Here is a 16682-nt window from a genome sequence, read left to right on the forward strand (position 1 = left end):
AGAGATTGTTAGATAAAGATAAGAAAGTAAGATAGGCAGTGGTTTGCAAAGATAGGAGGAAATAGTTTAGTATAAAAAATAACGTTAATACACCGAAACAACTTAGTCGTAACTAATTGATATTTAATAAATAATCTATGAAACGAACCGTTTCTTACATCTGTTAAATAAAGCCGTGTTTAAAACACATATGCATACATTTTTAATATGAAATACATTTAACTCATTATAAATGGTTAATATTAAGGTCATTATTTGTGGTCTAGTTATCATATGCGAGTTTTTCTCGATAAATAGACAATTAATTTTTTTTGAGCCAACTCAGTCTCATCTTTGGATAAACCTATATAGCGTAAACTCATGCTTTCAGATTGATGTCCAATAACGGTCATCAACAATCCAATATCTTTACCCGTAGCAAAATACAAATGTCGAGCGAAGCTCTTCCTTAATGTATGACACCCTACCTTTACATCAACACCAATCTCTTTCAATATCGCGGTCAATTTAGAAAAAACATACCAACAAGCTTGTCGAGTCAACAGTCCCTCCCCTCCTTTTGCACGATTACTTGAGAGCGTCTGACGATTAAAGATATAGTCATTAGCTAGCTCTTTATATTCTTGTTTTCGTTGTTTAAGAGTTATTAGAATAGATTCACTTAAATAGAAAGTTCGTGTCACAGGTGAAGCAGAGTCTATTGCGTGCTTTACTCTTTCATTCACTGTCGATTCCCAAGATTTAGGGATGAAAGAAACAATCAGCTGAGGCGGGGTAATATAGATAATACTCATTTTTTTGGACAACCCCCTAGCTTGATAATGAAAAAGCAATTCTTCCTTTACTTTTTTTAACACCCTCATCTTTGCTTTTGCTCTACGAGCCAATGTGCCTTTACTTTCAATGATCTCACACTGTCCATTTGATAAATTAATATTGCGATACTGTAATTTAAGAATATCACTAATCCTTAATCCACTTTCTATACCAATATTCCAAACAAGGGTAAAAGCAAGATCATGATTTTTTTTAAGATATCTTTCTGCATGTTTAAGATGTTTACGTGTTTTAATCGGTTCTACATAAGACATAGTTTTTCCTTTTTATAAACAATGACAGCGATTCAAAATAATAAAATAAAACAATTCCTCGATCCTCACAAAAAACGACACAACCCTATTTGTTAAAAACCATAAGAACATGGATAGTTTAGTGCTTTTCTGACTCTCATGTTAATCAAAAAATACGACTTACTTAAATTATGTATACGATGATAATCTAATCCGCCTATCTTTAGGAAAAACATCGTCATAATCCCTTGGTATTTAAACTACACTAAATAAAACCATAAAAAAAAGCAGTAGGTGCTAGATCGTAACAATAAGCCCCTACTGCTTTTCTGTTTAAACTAAACTCGCCCAATCTAGGTAAGGCTATAACGTTAATAGCCATCTCTGTAATGGCGCTTTATTATTTATTCCTGCTCTTCCCCAACGATCAACCGCATCGACAACCAATACGCGATCCATTGGCAGTAATGCTTGCATCTGTTTGTTTGGTTTTTGAGTTGTAATAATCCAAACTGAATCGTCTTCTTCAATTAAGTCTTTCAACTGTGCTTTATCGTCTTCAGCCCACTCAAGAGCAGGTTTTGTTAAACGGTCAACCACAAACAATTGATTGCCAGAGGCAAAGTCTTCTAACTGCTCAGACAACAAAATAACCGAGTCGATATCATTCTCTAAAATCACTTTTTGCTGCTGGTTGATTAATTGACGTACCGACAACATAAACTGCTCTTGGTTTTTTTGGATCTGCTCTGATTTATCAGGCCAAATACGTTGAAAATCATCACTCACAATCGCGACCATTCTGATTAAATTTGTTGGGTTTAACCATGCGTATTTTGAGGTCGTTCCATCAGATAAACGTAACGCTGCCACACCTTGTGCACGAGGAGTTATCGCTTGAGAGGCATCGACTTCAATAATCTGAATATTACTGTATCTTGCGTTCACATACAGAGGATCATCAGCCCATACAGCCCCAATCGTCACCACCGCTTGGGCTGTTTTTGCTGAATCTTGAACGGTTTTCGCCCCTTTATTGGCAAACCAATTGGGTAAACGCTCAATCCCATAACGATTTGGTGGTAAATATTTTGTCGTTAATGACGTCTCTTTTAATAGCTCGCTTGATAGCATATACGTCACAGGCGTTGCCGTTAATACATCTGCTGCCATTACTGCTTTCATGCTAAATAGAGATGCTGTACATACACTAACAACCGCTATCCATTTCATTAAATTCTGTTTCATTTCTTATCCTATCTATACCCATATTCTTCGATTATTGTTGAGGTCTACTCTGTTAATTCTTACGAATAATTCGGTAGGTGGTCGCAAGTAAAAAGAAGAAGGCTGAAACAATAATAATTGCTGCCCCAGAAGGCACTGGCAACTCTAATTCCATTGGTAATACGGTGCCAATCAAGCACGATATTGTCGCTAATAACGCAGACATCAATACAAAACTGCCCATGTTCTTAGTTAATAATCGAGCCGTCGCACCAGGTATGAGCAATAGTGCGCCAACTAAAACCGCACCGACAATTTTTACCGATGCAATCGTCACAAGGGTAATCATCATCACAAACAAGTAGTCATAAAAATTGGTTTTGTAACCACGAACTCTGGCAATATCAGGGCTAATACAAGTTAATAAAATACGATTAAACGTCGGAATTAATACCACCACAATCAATAAGCAACTGCCTGCTAGAATCGCAATGTCTTGGTCCGTCACCGTTAAGATAGAACCAAACAATACGTTCTCTAGCATGTGAATATTAATTTTACGTGCTACGTACATCAGTAATGCTGCGCCCACAGCCAATGCTAAGGCGAGGAACACCCCAACTAACGTATCGTAAGGCACATTGGTGCGGTTTCTTACAAAATGCAGCAACAAAGCAAATATCATACAGAAACTAAATAAGCCGATGATTGGGTTCTCTGCGGGCTCTCCCAATAACACGCCTAACGCGATACCCGTTAAGGCGGCGTGACCAACGGCTTCAGAGAAAAAGGCCAAACGCTTTGCAATCACTAACGTCCCCAATCCACCTAACAATGGCCCTAAAAGGATAGCAGCAACAATAGCATTAACCATAAAGGCATACGAAAAACTGTCACTTAAAAAGCCTTGTTCGACGCCATATAACGCCCACTGACGAAACAGTTCCATTATGCAGCCTCTCCATTGTTAGTTTTTGATGCATCATACTGAGCACTTGCCCCCGTATAATGATTGAATAATCGCTCAATTTTCTCAGGTTTTAATACTTCTGAATAACAACCAGAATCAACCAAATTACGATTAATAACATGCACGTGCGCTTTAAGACGGCGAACAGCGGTAACATCATGATGAACGGCTAATACGGTTTTACCTTGCGCGATAAATTCATGCATTAAGGATTCAAGATAGCGAACCCCGTGTTCATCCATTCCTGTGGTTGGTTCATCAAGAACGAGTAGATCAGGATTATCCAGTAACGCTTGTGCGAATAACACGCGTTGTTGCTCGCCACCAGAAAGTTGACCCATGCGGCGATCGGCACGGTTAGACATTCCAACGCGCTCTAACTGTGCCATTGCAAATGCTTCTTGGCTGCTTTTCTTGCGCCATAACGCACTTAAAAATAAAGGCACTCGCGTTTGATTCAATAAAATGAAATCTTTCACCGTTAGTGGCAAGCTAGATTCAAAAACGGCTTTTTGTGGCACATAACCAATCACCCCTTTCTGCTCTGGCCACTCAATATTAATTTCACCCTGAAACGCGGTTAATCCTAAAATTGAACGCAATAACGAGGTTTTACCACCGCCATTAGGCCCCATCACCACATGGCATTGACCGGCTTCAAAGCGTTGGTTCACGCCCTCTAAAATCGTATTTTCACCATAAGTGAGCCCAACATTGGTTAACGAAATTGCTGGTCCTGACATTATTTAGCGTCCTTATCTGCAGCGAATTTCATGGCTTCGATTAAGGTGTCTAAATTTGATTTCATCTCGATTTCAACTTTATTGTCTTCATAAGGGCCATGCGTCATGTGCGAAAAACGGTATAACTGAACACCAGTCGCCTCTTCGATTGTGTCGACAAAACGGTTTGGCATGTTCAATTCATAAAATAAAACATCAATGTCAGATTCACGGATCTTTTCAATCGTGCCTTGCAGTTGACTCGCACTTGGCTCTACGCCGTGAGCGGGTTCAATGACTGCTGCCACATCCACACCAAACTCTTGAAGAATATAACCATACGCATTATGCGTTGTTGCTACCTTCATTCCTGCGGTGTCTAATTCACCCAGAGAGAGCATGGCATCACGCTTCATTAATCGGAATTTTTTTGCGTATGTACGTGCATTTTTACGGTAGAACGAGGCATTTTCAGGGTCAATTCGAGATAGTTCATTGGCAATGGTGTAAACCTTTTGAATTGTTGTAGATAGACCAACAAATGTGTGTGGGTTCACCGCCCCTTTACCGACCGATTGCCCCATTGCTGGCAACAACGGAACATCTTTATTCGCTTCTAATACCATTAATTCGCTGTTGTTTGCTGCCGAAATTACTTTTAACGCAAAGTCATCATGGCCAATGCCATTAACAACAATCACATCCATTTTATTTAAACGTTTTAAATCGTTTGGTTGAGGTAAATAATTGTGCGGATTAAACCCAGCATCAACCAAAGGAAGAATTTCTGCTTTGTCACCCACGACCGCTTTCACATAACTGTAATAAGGCTGTAAGGTAATACCAATCACCAAAGGTTTTGTTGCCGACATCGCCGACGCAGAAAACAAAGAGAGTAAGCTAAGCAGAACAAAAGAACGTACGTATAAAATAGATTTCATCATTATTATTTATCTTTTATTGGTATCAATTTAAATGGGAGTCATGAGCAGGGAAGATAACTTGTACCCACTGCTGTTGAATGAGTTCGCTTTTATTCCAAGAGATTGAATCAGGGGAGATAGACGTAGACATCAATTCAGGATGCAGCCAAAGCTCAATATCATCGCCTTTCGCGTTAAAAATGAATGACGCAGACCCTTCTTTTTTAGAGGTTAAGCCTAAATAAATGCCATTACCTAAATGCTGCCATTGGTGCTTTCCGCGACGCTCCCAGCTTTGGTCTTGTACAAAAGGAGGCAACCACTCATCGGCTAAATAAGCGATATCTGGCCATGTATTTTCTTCTGTTGATTCAGCCTGAATATCGTAAATTTCTTCATAGGCTAAACGTAGCTCAGCAATCATAGCTAAATCGTCTTGCGCTAAATCGGTGATAAGCACTTGGTGTGATTCAAGCTTTACGCCTTCATCGTTCGATTGATGATATGGCAACGCGACCACCGCAATAAGCAAAATGCACCCAATAATGAGTGCGATCCATTTGCCTTCTGCGCTTCCATTATCTGGAGTAACAGATTGAATGATCATTTCTCTGAGATCTCGACAACATCGACTTCAACAGGACTTTCATGTCCAGAATCAAACACCAAATAAAAATCCGTTTCAGGATTTGTAAATTCCGCAATTGAGCGTTTATCTGTAGTGACTTTTGCAATCAAATTATCATCGTAATCGTACATATTCACATCATAATCAACGGCTTTGCTGCCATCACTGTAGCCTGTTTCACACAGTACTAAATCCGATTCAAACCAACAGCTCATTAATGGAAAATGAGCAAAACTCGCAGAAGAAAAAAGAAGAGAAGAAACAAAAAGGGTTTTCAGGTTTACTTTAGTCATGGATAAATCTCGATAAAAAAGCACCACAAACCTTTATGGAAAGTGGTGCTAACTGCATTATTGAAGTAGAGCTTCAAACGTTAAGTGAACATTTACGCTTGCTTGTTCTGCAAGTGGATGGTCTTTCAATTCACCTTTATAATTTGATTTCATTAGGTAACGACCCGCAGCTTCAGGAGTAAAAGTAATTTTCCCCTCTTTATCACTCACTACGTCTATTTGCTCTTGATGATTGCGGTATAATGTTCCTTCACGAGTAATATCAGCCGTTACACCTGCTTGAGGTTTACCATTAAAGAAGAACTGAAAAGTAACGGGTTCACCTTCAAGAATGTCTGACGGGTGTGTTAATGGCTTAAGCTCTAACAAGGTATTATCAAGCTTCATCGCTTCTGTTGTTGGCTTGCCTACTGTCACGTAACTTTCAGCACGAGTAAAACTTACCTGGCTTACCACATCACGCGCTTTCTCAGGAAGCACTAACGCACGATCCGCCTTAGTTGCTTTAATCCATTTCACCGTATCGCGACGGCCTGCTTTATATTGGGTGTAATACGTTGGCTCGTTATTAATTCGAACTTTATGCGTGCCTTCTTCTTCAAAATAGAAGTCAAACATTGAACGACGCTTGCCTTTAACGACAAAGTTTGGACGCTCAGTACGACCATCAGGCATCACTACTTGTGCTTGATCACTGCCCGCTGGTTTATCAAATACAAACGTACCGTGTGAAGCGGTAACATCAAACGTAAGCCAATCACCACCTTCTTTAGAAACCGTAAAATGAGAAGGCAATACCCAACGAGGGTGAGCGTTCGCAGTCGTAGCAACCAGTAAACCAGCTGCCATTACGCCACTTAATATTGCGGTCTTTACTTTATTGTTCATTATTGTCGTTTTCATAATTCGTTTAATTCCCTGATAAATGGACATCTAGATTAATTTTTATATTCGATTGTGATTACGCCAGTCTCTTCAGTTGGAGCAAGTTGGTATGACATATCAGTGTCGGTCAATTTCATTTTTTGGCGTAAATAGTTACGACCACCATGCTCACGAACCACTTCAATGTGTAACGTATAGTCACCTTGTGGTAGCGTCTGGCCTGAGTCGTCTTTTCCATCCCAACTGAATTTGTATTTTCCTGCTGGTCGAGTTGCAGAAGTAACAGCATCAACTAATTCACGATCGTAACGACCGACTTTGCGCCACCAACTTCTTAGATCTTTTAGCCACTCATCTTTACCTACCCACAGCTCAATCGTTTTTACTGATTTACGTTCGCTGTTTTCAATCCACACCGCCACATAAGGACGCGCGTACATGGTTGTCGTAATCGTCGGAAGCTCAAAAGCAACATCGACTTTTGCACTCTCAGAAATAGCCGCTGAATTAACAAAAAGAGACGTTGTTAATACCATTGCAGCAATTGAATGACGTAAATAGGTAGAGAGTGAAGCCATTGTGATGTCCTTATGGATACAAGATTAAAAGGGTTAAGGTACGGCAATAAAATACAATGCAAGCGTGATTGATGAGCCAAATGCCATCCACTTCATTGATGTCATCAGTGTTCTTTTTTTCGGTAAAATTAAGCACACGCCCGTAAGTACAAAAAAGACCATTAATAGCGCGGTAATGTCAATGAATGCCTTCCAGACCTCACCGCTGTTTCGCCCTTTGTGTAAATCATTTAATAACGCAACAACGCCATAATTTGAGCTTTCGATGTCTGCTATGCCTGTCGTTAAATCAATATAAACAGACGCGTTATAACCCGGCCCTTTATAGTTTAATGACAATTCACCCTCAACTAATTCACCGTCTTCAACCTCGGTAAAAACATCGACATTAGAAGGCGTTCCAGAGAGATCGGAATGCTGATTTAAGTAATTAAGCAAAGCGGCAGTGTTTGGTTTATTCCAAAGAACGTGGTGTGTTTCATCTAGAGAAAAAAGCACATCATTAGGAACAGAAATAGTGGTATTTTTGATGTCTGGAGAGCTGCTGACAAACCAATCAGGGCGATTTAGCGTGATCCCTGTGATCGAGAAAAATAAGACAACGAGTAGAAGCGCCATTGATACGTAAACATGTAAGCGACGCGCCCACAATTGTACTTGTTTGTTTTTAAGCAGCATGAATAAGACAGGATCGAGTAAGAATAATAGACGCTAATGTAATTGATAATGATTTGCGTTGACATTCAATTTACATTATTTACGTTTGTGGATTATTGACTGTCTATTTTATGGACGATGGAAAAGCCCCCATCATTCGATAAGGGCATTAAATACAAGTTACACTGAGTTACTGGCTGTCTTTCGTAATTGAGACAAATACTTTATCCACCCTTTCGCTTCATTTGAAGGGGTAAAATCATTGGCTCTTTTCGCATGAAGTAACGCTGAATCTATTTGGTTCAATTTATAATAGGCTCTGACTTTCGCTAACGCGATATCTTCTGTCTTTTTGTAATCTTTTACTTTATCTAAGGTTTTCAAGCCCTGTTGGTGGCGACCTTCTTGAATTTGTAATTGTGCAACTTGCCAGTAATAACGAGTATCCATTGTTGCGGCTTTTGACCACATGACTATCGCTTTATCCCACTCTTTTGCCGCCTGCCAATAACTTGCTTGCATGGTCAGTAGATCAATATCACTTTGTGCTTCATCTAGCTGACTAAGTACGTAAGCCGCCTTTTCTGGAATACCGCGTTGCGCATAAAGTTGAGCCAATAACTTCAGTTCTGATTGACTCAATTCTATCCCTTGTCGTTGAGCAAGTACCAAGGTATTTAACGCCTCTTTAGGTTTATTTAAGCGAAGTTGAATACTTGATAACTGCTGCCACCACGTCGCTTTATTTGGTTCTAATTCCAATAAACTGTTTAATGTTGGGATGGCCGATTCCCACTGTTTTAATTGCAACTGTGCGCCTAACTTAAGCACTAACGATTGGCTTTTTTCGCTTTCTTTCTTATATTTAGCGACACGTTCATGCTTATTTAGCGCAGTAAGTACCTTTTTCCACTCTGATAACTGATAATGCGTTTGAGAAATACGGAACCATAAATCCCCTATATTTTGTTTTTCAGGGATGGTTTTTGTTAATTGATAATAATGAGGTAAAGCATCAGCGAAGCGTTGCTCAGTAAGTAGAAGATCCGCCAACATACGCTGAGTTACCCATGCCTGCTCATCGGCTAACTGCTTACTATTCACCGCTTTTGAAAGATAACTAACCGCTGAATTACTGTTGCCTGATTGCCAATAAAAAACACCCAACATACGTTGAATATAAGCTTTATCGTAATCGTTAGAAGGCGTGAGTACTGCCAATACATTAATCGCCTCTGTCATCTTCTCTTGCTGTTGTAATTGCAATGCTCGCTGTACTTTCGCTGCGTTATATTGACTCAATTGTTGTGCTTGAGAAACGCAACTAAATAGAAATGCTAAGCAAAGTAAGAACACAGAACTCAGCGTTAAAATAAAGCCACGTAAAGATCTCAACGAATCTGAAGTATGAGATAAAGATAATTTCATCATTTTGCTAACGTAAACTCCAATTTCACAGTTTGTCCAACTTGAGCAATGGCTTTCCCATCGACCACTTTTGGTTGATATTTCCATTTTTTCAACGCTTTAACTGCTTCTCTTTCAAACATTCGACGTGGTTTGGCGTCCGTGATTTTTACATCCGTCGGACGGCCTTGTTCATCAATAGTAAATGACATAACAACAAACCCCTCGGCACCTCTTTTCATCGCTTTTGAAGGGTAACGAGGCTCAACACGGTACAACGGCATCGCTTGTTGGTTACCTGTAAAATCGGCGAAACTCGGCGCATTTATCGCTAAGCCTGAAATACTTGAATCAAGACCGATTGGCGGCATATTACTTTGCGGCGTTGCCATCGACGTTTGTGTTTGAGACGCCATTGGTTTTGCTTCTGGTGGCGGTTCTGGCGTCTCTGGTTTTTCAGGCACACGACGTTGACGGCGTTGAACATCTTGTTCTTGCTCTACCATCACCATATCAAAGCGAATCGTCTCACCACTTTCTGGTTTACCGTTATGACCGTTGTCTACCATCCACGCCATAAACGTAAACAGCCCAACCGTCATAGAAAGTGCTATCGGAATCGCCAATAATAATCGCCACATTAGCTTTTCTCCGCAGCCAATGCGATGCCTTTAACACCAGCCCCTTTTGCCGCATCCATCACTTTCACAACCGTGCCATTGTAGGCATGTTCATCAGCTTGAATAACGAGCGACGCATCGGGTTGTTCTAATAATAAATGCTCTAATGTGGCTTGAACTCGCTCTGCATCCACCATGCGTTTATCAATGAAAATATCGTTTGAAGCCGTAATAGCAACAAAGATACCCGCGTCTTTTTGACTCGATACATTGCTTGCTTGAGGGCGATTCACTTCTACCCCTGATTCACGCACAAATGAGCTAGTCACAATAAAAAATATCAGCATGATAAATACGATATCGAGCATTGATGTTAAATCGATCTGTGCTTCTTCTTGATTTGAAGAACGACGGCCAAGTCTCATGACTGACTCCTTAATGCTTTTTCTAAATTATGTTCTTTATGACGACACACTTTGGCTAAACGAGCATGAACAAACATACCTGCTAATGCTGCTACCATTCCTGCCATCGTAGGCAATGTTGCCAATGAAATACCAGACGCCATCAATTTAGGCTGGCTGCTGCCTTGATTTGCCATTACATCAAACACAGAGATCATGCCTGTTACTGTGCCTAGCAAACCGAGCATTGGGCAAATTGCCACAAGAACTTTGATAAAATTCAGATATTGATTTAATTGAAGGTGAGCTTCGCTTACCCAACCATCACGGATCGTTTTCGCATACCACGAATCGTGATCGTCTCGCTGTTGCCATTTCTCTAACCATACTTTTCGTTGTGCAGGAAAAGTGAATAATAAGAAAAACACACGCTCAACCACCAATAACCAACACACGACAACAACTGCGCCCAACCACCATAAAATGGGACCGCCTTGTGCCATAAAATGAGAGAGAAAAGCCGTCATTACGCTGCCATTCCTACTGGTTTATTTATTGTTTCTTTTTCTGCTTGTTCAGCCACCAAACTCAAACCTTGTTTTTCAAGAATGGTACGAATACTTTCCGCTTGAGAGCTCAAAATATTGTGAGTTAATAACAGAGGCATCGCTGCAACTAAGCCCAATACGGTTGTTACCAATGCCATAGAAATACCACCCGCCATCACTTTAGGATCGCCATTACCAAATTGCGTGATCACTTGGAACGTTTCGATCATGCCAGTAACAGTACCTAACAGACCTAACATCGGTGCTAACGCGGCAAGAAGTTTAAGCATTGATAGGCCTTTTTCTAAGCCTTGCTGCTCATCAACAATCGTTTCTAATAAGCGAAGTTCTAATGCCTCTACCGAACGAGTTTTCTCTGCATCATAAACAGATAAAACACGGCCTAGAGGGTTATTACCGATTTGTGCAGGATCTTTTAATTGAGTGCGGTTCTGCTGGCGAATCACCAATAACCTTGCGCCATTAAATAGAGAAATAAGTAAACCAATCGACAATAGAACAATAATGATTTGTCCAACCACACCACCGGCTTGAAGACGATCTTTTAAGGTTGGTGAATTTGCAAGTTGCTCTAACATGATGCCACGCGATGGATCAACTGCCATCATCATCACTTGCTGCTGTTGCATATCAGATAATGTAGCGACTGATGGCGCAAGCTCTGGTTGCTGTGAATAATACGTTGCGATGTTCTTTTTATTATCCCAACGTAAAAAGCCTTCGTCGCCAACAAGCGCCATATTGCCTAAACGGTAAGCATTGATTTCAGAGCGGTGCCCTGCCCCATTGATTACCGTCACCGGCATTAACGCCAATTCTGAACTCGCCTGCACTTGTTGAGTCATTGTTTGCCATAACCCGGTTAACTGAGTCATTGATGGCAATGATTTAGCCTCTACAATGTCATTAATCACTTGTGTATTATTAGCATCAATTGAACCTGTCACTGAGTTTTTCAATTCAGTATTAAGGTCTTTTGCCGTTTGTCTTACCACGCCAAACAACTCACCTAAACTGCCTGTTTCTAAATGCAATTGTTGCTCTAGCGTGGCAAGTGATTGCTCATTATTACTGAATACAGAACTCAGTTCATCGCTCTCTTTTTGCAATTTTTTACGCTCAGCAATCAAGGCGTTCTTTTGTGCTTTAAATTCTTTCTCTGTCAGCATAAAGCCAGCTTCACGTTCGGCATTGTGTTGTTTTTGAACATGGCTTGCTTGCTTTGTTTCTTGAACTAATTCGCTACTTGCCGCTAACGTGTTTAGGGAAAAACCGAATAAAGACATCGCTAAAATAAGTGGTTTGATTGACATGTTATTTCACCTCTTTCAGTGATAAAGACACGGGTAAAGCCAATAAACTCGGTGCGACTTGTTTGTAAGCCACTGAGTAAGCTTTCGCTAAATCGTCATTGAATGAAGAATCTAATAATGCCCATTCGTTACGGTAAGTATTCCAACTCCAGTACTGCGAAGAATCTAAACGGCGAGCCAATAAAGACACTCGACCTAAATGCAGCATATCCGCATCTATCACTTCGTCATTTCCAATCATAATTTGAGTTTGGTATGACCCCAGTTTTGAGCCGTAATCCATTTCGATTTGATACGCTTCCAGAATACGGCGGTATTTTTCTGCATCGCTCACATCCGCTCTTGTCATCATGTGATCAAGTTTTTCGATGCGTTGCTGACGTTCTGCAATCTTGATTGGTTTATCTTGTTCAACTAATACCGTAAGGCCAGATAGCATCTTATACATCAAGGGTACTACGCCTTGACGAGTGTCTTTAATGGTTTCAATTTGAGTGTTTAAGTTGGTCATTTCTTTTTGTTGACTATCGACTAAACCAGTCAAATGATCACGATAAACGGCAAGATTTTTGACTTCTTCTTGTAGCTGCTCAATTTCAGCTTTATACGTTAATGTCGCTTCAGCACTCTTATCTATTTTTGTTTGGCTCACAGCAGAGGCTGCATTCGATTTATTTTCGATAGATAGTGCTTGATCAAGCGTAGAGGCTTGAGCGGTTGTGATCATGGTAGCTAGGGCGATACCGATACTGGTTTTTAAAATATTCATATTGTCGATTTCTTAATTATCATGTTTAAAGGATAAAATTCACATTCAAATAAACGCATTAAAGGGAGACCGAAGTCTCCCTTATATTCGCTACGCTAACTTAGTATTTAACTTGTAGTGTCGCCATGTAGTTTCGGCCTTCACCAATAACAACATTTGACGCACCATCTGTTTCATAACCATTTTTACCTGTTGAACCACCACCTGCTAGATAATCTGTATCCAACACGTTTTCAACATTAAAGCGAGCCACAAATGTTAGATCTTGATCATATTTGACGGTATGAGATAAACCTAAATCAAAACGTGTGTACCCGTCTTTCTTAAAAGTATTCGCAGCATCACCGTAACGTTCACCTACATAAATCGCACCTAGGTTTGCGTCCGTATTATTTGTGAATGCATAGCGAGTCCATACTGTTGCTGAGTACTCAGGAACATCCGCAGGACGATTTCCTTGGTATTTTTCATCTTTTGCATATTCAGCATCCAAATAAGTTGCAGAACCACTCATCGATAACTTTTCAGTGATAAAGCCTTGCAGCGCTAATTCGGCACCACGGTGAACACGTTCACCTGATTGCGTTTTCTCTTTCTGACCATTACCTAAATCAACATCAATCGTTGAATTCTCTTGAGTAATATCAAATACGGCACCAGATACGAACAATTGGTTATCCATTAGCTCCCACTTTGTACCTAATTCGTATAGCTTACCGCGTAAAGGATCTAATTTTTGGCCATCATTTACATATTCACTGCCCGAAACTTCACCTTGCATTTCAAAGCTTTCAGAATAGGTTGCGTAAATTGAACCCGTATCTGTTGGGTGATAAATTACCGCAAATTTTGGAGAAGTCGCCTCTTCAGCTAGGCCCTCTTCAACTTGACGATCAAAACGAACACCAACAAGTGCTTGCCACTGATCATTAAATGTAATCATATCTTGGGCATAGAAACCCCAGTTATTATATTCTGAACTTGTATCGCGAGGATCTTTATTTGGGTTACGTACCGGTGCCTCAGCTGGTTCACCAACCGTTGCAGTAGTACTATTAAATGAGTACTCTAAACGATCGTAGCTATAACCTAACCAGTTACTGCCCAATAACATTTGGTGACTTACACCCAACGCATCGAATTCTCCGATAAGATCAATGCTTGCTGTTTGGAATACCCACTTATCAGTACGATCACTACCACCTTGGGTATAGCTACCCGTTGTAGGGTCATAGGTTTCTTCTTTCGGAAAACTCTCTACATCATGACGATTAAAGTCTTGGTAGTTATAACTCGCATTAATACGCCATGTTTCTGTCAGATTTGCAGCGACATCAATACCGATATTTTCAACATCATTTTCAATTTTTGACCACTGGGCATCCCAGATATGATCATCACCAATAACGGTTTTCCCGTCTTTAATGTAAGCACCTGAATCTACGCTACCATCATCAATAGTACGGTCATAATGTAGCGAAACAGTCACATCTTCCGTTACATCGTAATCCAGAAATAATCCGCCAACAAAACGTTCCGTTGAAGGAACCGTTCCATCACTGTATTCACGCCATGAGTTGTAAGTTTGTTTTGAAACAATCGCACGACCACGTAATGTTTGGGCATCATTTAATGAACCACTTACATCAGCAGTTGTTCGTGAATTATTATTAGAACCCAGATCTTGGCTGATATTTACTTGAGTTTCATACGTTGGCTTCTTAGCCACCATATTAACGAGACCACCAGGAGCTGATTGACCATACAATAAACCTGATGGGCCTTTCAAAACTTCCACACGTTCTAATAATTCAATAGGTTGACGATAATGAGACCAATGCTGTTTTCCATCACGTAAGAAACCAGAACTACTACTTAGCCCGAAACCACGTAGAGTAAATTGTTCACGGTTACGCGTTGTTGCACCTGCACCAATACTCGCATCATTCTTCAGCACTTCACCTAGTGTACTCGCACGTTGCTCATCAATGATTTGCTCATCAATAACCGTTACTTGCCCAGGAGTTTCTAGTTGAGTTGCCTCCATACGCATTGATGTTGAGTTTGTGTCTGCTTTATAACCGTAATCACGACCAGTAACGACCATGTGCTCATCAGTAGTTGATGCGTCTGTTTCAGCGTAAGCAAAAGGGGTAGATAAAACTGCGCCAATAACAAGAGCCAACTGACTTTTAGAAAACATATTCCATTATCTCCAAATCTTTCATTAATAAAACGGGTGATTAAATTCTAAGATGGAATATAAATGATAATCGTTTCTATTTGTATTAAATTTACATTCTTTGCATTCGTAAATTTTTGTAAATGAAAAGAAATAGGGTGCAACAAAAAAACGTAACCCAACAACAAATAAAGAAGAAACTAACATTAAAAAAACGCCATAAAATGAAGTCTTATTAATAGAAAGCTCAATTTAGAAAACAAAGTTAAATTTATTGACATAAATAGCACTTAATTCATAGAAAAATAATACAAAAGTGGTAGGATTCGTGATTGACCATACAAAGAATATGGCTATATCAAGGATCATATTATGAAAAAACGTTATATCGCTTTAATCGCTGCCGTTGGTATTGCCATCGGTTGGATAACTTTGGGGGGTACGCAGACCGTACTTCACGCTACATCAACCACTGAATTTTGTGTCTCATGTCATACGATGGAAAAACCGTTACATGAATACCAAGGTTCTGTTCACTTTAGTAACCCAAAAGGCATCCGTGCAGAATGTGCAGATTGCCATATTCCAGAAGAACCTATTGATTACCTAATTACAAAGATTCGTGCGTCTAAAGACATCTATCACGAGTTTGTTACTGGAAAAATAGACACTGACGAAAAGTATGAAGAACATCGTTTAGCGATGGCTGAAACCGTCTGGGCTCAAATGCGTGACAACGATTCTGCTACTTGTCGTTCTTGCCATAGCTTTGATGCAATGGAAACCTACGACCAATCAGCAAGTGCACAAAAAATGCATTTATACGCGAAAGAAAATAACCAAACGTGTATTGATTGCCATAAAGGCGTCGCTCACTTTGCACCACAAGCCACATTAGATACCTCTGCGTTTGACCACCTTTTCGACATGGCTAAAAACACCAAAGCTGATGCAGAAAAAGTTTACCCGATCGAAAGCATCAAAATGGCTGACTTAGCAACAATCAATCCAACGGTTGAACTAATAACGGTTAGTAACGATGAAGGCAAGCGTACGGTGACTGTTTCTGGCTACCAAATGAAGGGCGCCGAATCTGTTATCTATATGGGTGAAGGCCAACGTTCTATCATTGCTAGCCTGACTGATACGGGCATCAAAGCACTGGTATTAGGCAGTGTAAATACCGATGCTTACGGCAACGAATGGCGCAGTGCTGATCTAACAGGCACTATCGATGCACCTGTTCTGGCTTCAAACCAACCATTATGGGATTACGCAGAAGAGCTAGATAATGTCTACTGTGCAACCTGTCACGCCAAAATCCCACCAAATCACTTCACTGTGAATTCTTGGGGACCTGTCGCTAAAAGCATGGGCGCTCGCACCGATATCTCAGAGCTTAACCTTGAGATCTTGACTAAATTCTTCCAAAACCACGCGAAAGACGTGGCAACTCATCAATAAG

The 16682-nt window shown here is 40.3% G+C and carries 18 protein-coding genes; 1 reads left to right on the top strand and 17 read right to left on the bottom strand.

Annotation, left to right across the window (positions count from 1 at the left end; translation table 11 throughout):
- Positions 1 to 269: 269 nt before the first annotated feature.
- The 17 genes from AACV33_RS18570 to AACV33_RS18650 form a co-directional block, all read right to left on the bottom strand.
- On the bottom strand, positions 270 to 1091 hold the full coding sequence (locus AACV33_RS18570) for a tyrosine-type recombinase/integrase (protein WP_017021655.1): 822 nt from the start codon (positions 1089 to 1091) through the stop codon (positions 270 to 272).
- A gap of 342 nt (positions 1092 to 1433) precedes the next feature.
- Entirely contained in the window at positions 1434 to 2318 is an 885-nt protein-coding gene (locus AACV33_RS18575; RefSeq protein ID WP_182699498.1) for a metal ABC transporter solute-binding protein, Zn/Mn family, read from the bottom strand.
- Between the two features lie 52 nt (positions 2319 to 2370).
- Positions 2371 to 3246 carry a metal ABC transporter permease gene (locus tag AACV33_RS18580; protein WP_017021653.1) on the bottom strand — a complete coding sequence of 292 codons (876 nt, stop codon included), beginning with the start codon at positions 3244 to 3246 and terminating at the stop codon, positions 2371 to 2373.
- Positions 3246 to 4010 (bottom strand): metal ABC transporter ATP-binding protein, encoded by a 765-nt coding sequence (locus AACV33_RS18585; RefSeq protein WP_012551535.1) that lies wholly within the window; start codon positions 4008 to 4010, stop codon positions 3246 to 3248. The genes AACV33_RS18580 and AACV33_RS18585 overlap by 1 nt, the downstream gene beginning before the upstream one ends.
- Positions 4010 to 4933, bottom strand: a complete 924-nt coding sequence (locus AACV33_RS18590; RefSeq protein ID WP_370527105.1) for a metal ABC transporter solute-binding protein, Zn/Mn family — start codon at positions 4931 to 4933, stop codon at positions 4010 to 4012. The genes AACV33_RS18585 and AACV33_RS18590 overlap by 1 nt, the downstream gene beginning before the upstream one ends.
- A gap of 22 nt (positions 4934 to 4955) precedes the next feature.
- On the bottom strand, positions 4956 to 5519 hold the full coding sequence (locus AACV33_RS18595; RefSeq protein ID WP_017021650.1) for a DUF6162 family protein: 564 nt from the start codon (positions 5517 to 5519) through the stop codon (positions 4956 to 4958).
- A complete protein-coding gene (locus AACV33_RS18600) occupies positions 5516 to 5833 on the bottom strand; it encodes a hypothetical protein (protein WP_017021649.1) in 318 nt (105 codons plus the stop codon). Before AACV33_RS18600 ends, AACV33_RS18595 begins: the two co-directional genes overlap by 4 nt.
- 57 nt (positions 5834 to 5890) lie before the next feature.
- Positions 5891 to 6721 carry a DUF4198 domain-containing protein gene (locus tag AACV33_RS18605; protein WP_182699537.1) on the bottom strand — a complete coding sequence of 277 codons (831 nt, stop codon included), beginning with the start codon at positions 6719 to 6721 and terminating at the stop codon, positions 5891 to 5893.
- A 50-nt stretch (positions 6722 to 6771) separates the two neighbouring features.
- On the bottom strand, positions 6772 to 7254 hold the full coding sequence (locus AACV33_RS18610) for a DUF2271 domain-containing protein (RefSeq protein WP_370527106.1): 483 nt from the start codon (positions 7252 to 7254) through the stop codon (positions 6772 to 6774).
- A 75-nt stretch (positions 7255 to 7329) separates the two neighbouring features.
- On the bottom strand, positions 7330 to 7974 hold the full coding sequence (locus tag AACV33_RS18615) for a PepSY-associated TM helix domain-containing protein (RefSeq protein WP_182699500.1): 645 nt from the start codon (positions 7972 to 7974) through the stop codon (positions 7330 to 7332).
- Between the two features lie 159 nt (positions 7975 to 8133).
- Positions 8134 to 9384: a hypothetical protein gene (locus tag AACV33_RS18620; RefSeq protein WP_255458479.1), complete on the bottom strand. Its 1251-nt coding sequence runs from the start codon at positions 9382 to 9384 to the stop codon at positions 8134 to 8136.
- Positions 9381 to 10001 (bottom strand): energy transducer TonB, encoded by a 621-nt coding sequence (locus AACV33_RS18625; protein ID WP_182699501.1) that lies wholly within the window; start codon positions 9999 to 10001, stop codon positions 9381 to 9383. The genes AACV33_RS18620 and AACV33_RS18625 overlap by 4 nt, the downstream gene beginning before the upstream one ends.
- Positions 10001 to 10405: an ExbD/TolR family protein gene (locus tag AACV33_RS18630; protein WP_065609781.1), complete on the bottom strand. Its 405-nt coding sequence runs from the start codon at positions 10403 to 10405 to the stop codon at positions 10001 to 10003. Before AACV33_RS18630 ends, AACV33_RS18625 begins: the two co-directional genes overlap by 1 nt.
- Positions 10402 to 10911: a MotA/TolQ/ExbB proton channel family protein gene (locus AACV33_RS18635; RefSeq protein WP_182699502.1), complete on the bottom strand. Its 510-nt coding sequence runs from the start codon at positions 10909 to 10911 to the stop codon at positions 10402 to 10404. The genes AACV33_RS18630 and AACV33_RS18635 overlap by 4 nt, the downstream gene beginning before the upstream one ends.
- Complete coding sequence (locus AACV33_RS18640) at positions 10911 to 12266, bottom strand: MotA/TolQ/ExbB proton channel family protein (RefSeq protein WP_182699503.1); 1356 nt, start codon at positions 12264 to 12266, stop codon at positions 10911 to 10913. The genes AACV33_RS18635 and AACV33_RS18640 overlap by 1 nt, the downstream gene beginning before the upstream one ends.
- 1 nt (position 12267) lies before the next feature.
- Positions 12268 to 13035, bottom strand: a complete 768-nt coding sequence (locus AACV33_RS18645; protein ID WP_182699504.1) for a DUF3450 domain-containing protein — start codon at positions 13033 to 13035, stop codon at positions 12268 to 12270.
- A 100-nt stretch (positions 13036 to 13135) separates the two neighbouring features.
- A complete protein-coding gene (locus AACV33_RS18650; protein ID WP_182699505.1) occupies positions 13136 to 15238 on the bottom strand; it encodes a TonB-dependent siderophore receptor in 2103 nt (700 codons plus the stop codon).
- Positions 15239 to 15589: 351 nt separating this feature from the next.
- On the opposite strand from AACV33_RS18650, the gene AACV33_RS18655 reads away from it, so the two are divergent.
- The gene (locus AACV33_RS18655; RefSeq protein ID WP_182699506.1) at positions 15590 to 16681 is read left to right on the top strand and encodes a NapC/NirT family cytochrome c; all 1092 of its coding nucleotides are present in this window, start codon (positions 15590 to 15592) and stop codon (positions 16679 to 16681) included.
- Position 16682 lies beyond the last annotated feature (1 nt).

It is taken from the genome of Aliivibrio sp. SR45-2, assembly GCF_963890165.1.
GTDB classification, from domain to species: Bacteria; Pseudomonadota; Gammaproteobacteria; order Enterobacterales; family Vibrionaceae; genus Aliivibrio; species Aliivibrio salmonicida.

Excerpts from the sequence above, each read along its gene's own strand:
- AACV33_RS18605 (WP_182699537.1), bottom strand. The coding sequence starts at position 6,721 with ATGAACAATAAAGTAAAGACCGCAATATTAAGTGGCGTAATGGCAGCT.
- AACV33_RS18615 (WP_182699500.1), bottom strand. The coding sequence starts at position 7,974 with ATGCTGCTTAAAAACAAACAAGTACAATTGTGGGCGCGTCGCTTACAT.
- AACV33_RS18635 (WP_182699502.1), bottom strand. The coding sequence starts at position 10,911 with ATGACGGCTTTTCTCTCTCATTTTATGGCACAAGGCGGTCCCATTTTA.
- AACV33_RS18620 (WP_255458479.1), bottom strand. The coding sequence starts at position 9,384 with ATGATGAAATTATCTTTATCTCATACTTCAGATTCGTTGAGATCTTTA.
- AACV33_RS18585 (WP_012551535.1), bottom strand. The coding sequence starts at position 4,010 with ATGTCAGGACCAGCAATTTCGTTAACCAATGTTGGGCTCACTTATGGT.
- AACV33_RS18630 (WP_065609781.1), bottom strand. The coding sequence starts at position 10,405 with ATGAGACTTGGCCGTCGTTCTTCAAATCAAGAAGAAGCACAGATCGAT.
- AACV33_RS18640 (WP_182699503.1), bottom strand. The coding sequence starts at position 12,266 with ATGTCAATCAAACCACTTATTTTAGCGATGTCTTTATTCGGTTTTTCC.
- AACV33_RS18610 (WP_370527106.1), bottom strand. The coding sequence starts at position 7,254 with ATGGTATTAACAACGTCTCTTTTTGTTAATTCAGCGGCTATTTCTGAG.
- AACV33_RS18645 (WP_182699504.1), bottom strand. The coding sequence starts at position 13,035 with ATGAATATTTTAAAAACCAGTATCGGTATCGCCCTAGCTACCATGATC.
- AACV33_RS18580 (WP_017021653.1), bottom strand. The coding sequence starts at position 3,246 with ATGGAACTGTTTCGTCAGTGGGCGTTATATGGCGTCGAACAAGGCTTT.
- AACV33_RS18625 (WP_182699501.1), bottom strand. The coding sequence starts at position 10,001 with ATGTGGCGATTATTATTGGCGATTCCGATAGCACTTTCTATGACGGTT.
- AACV33_RS18570 (WP_017021655.1), bottom strand. The coding sequence starts at position 1,091 with ATGTCTTATGTAGAACCGATTAAAACACGTAAACATCTTAAACATGCA.
- AACV33_RS18575 (WP_182699498.1), bottom strand. The coding sequence starts at position 2,318 with ATGAAACAGAATTTAATGAAATGGATAGCGGTTGTTAGTGTATGTACA.
- AACV33_RS18595 (WP_017021650.1), bottom strand. The coding sequence starts at position 5,519 with ATGATCATTCAATCTGTTACTCCAGATAATGGAAGCGCAGAAGGCAAA.
- AACV33_RS18590 (WP_370527105.1), bottom strand. The coding sequence starts at position 4,933 with ATGATGAAATCTATTTTATACGTACGTTCTTTTGTTCTGCTTAGCTTA.
- AACV33_RS18650 (WP_182699505.1), bottom strand. The coding sequence starts at position 15,238 with ATGTTTTCTAAAAGTCAGTTGGCTCTTGTTATTGGCGCAGTTTTATCT.
- AACV33_RS18600 (WP_017021649.1), bottom strand. The coding sequence starts at position 5,833 with ATGACTAAAGTAAACCTGAAAACCCTTTTTGTTTCTTCTCTTCTTTTT.
- AACV33_RS18655 (WP_182699506.1), top strand. The coding sequence starts at position 15,590 with ATGAAAAAACGTTATATCGCTTTAATCGCTGCCGTTGGTATTGCCATC.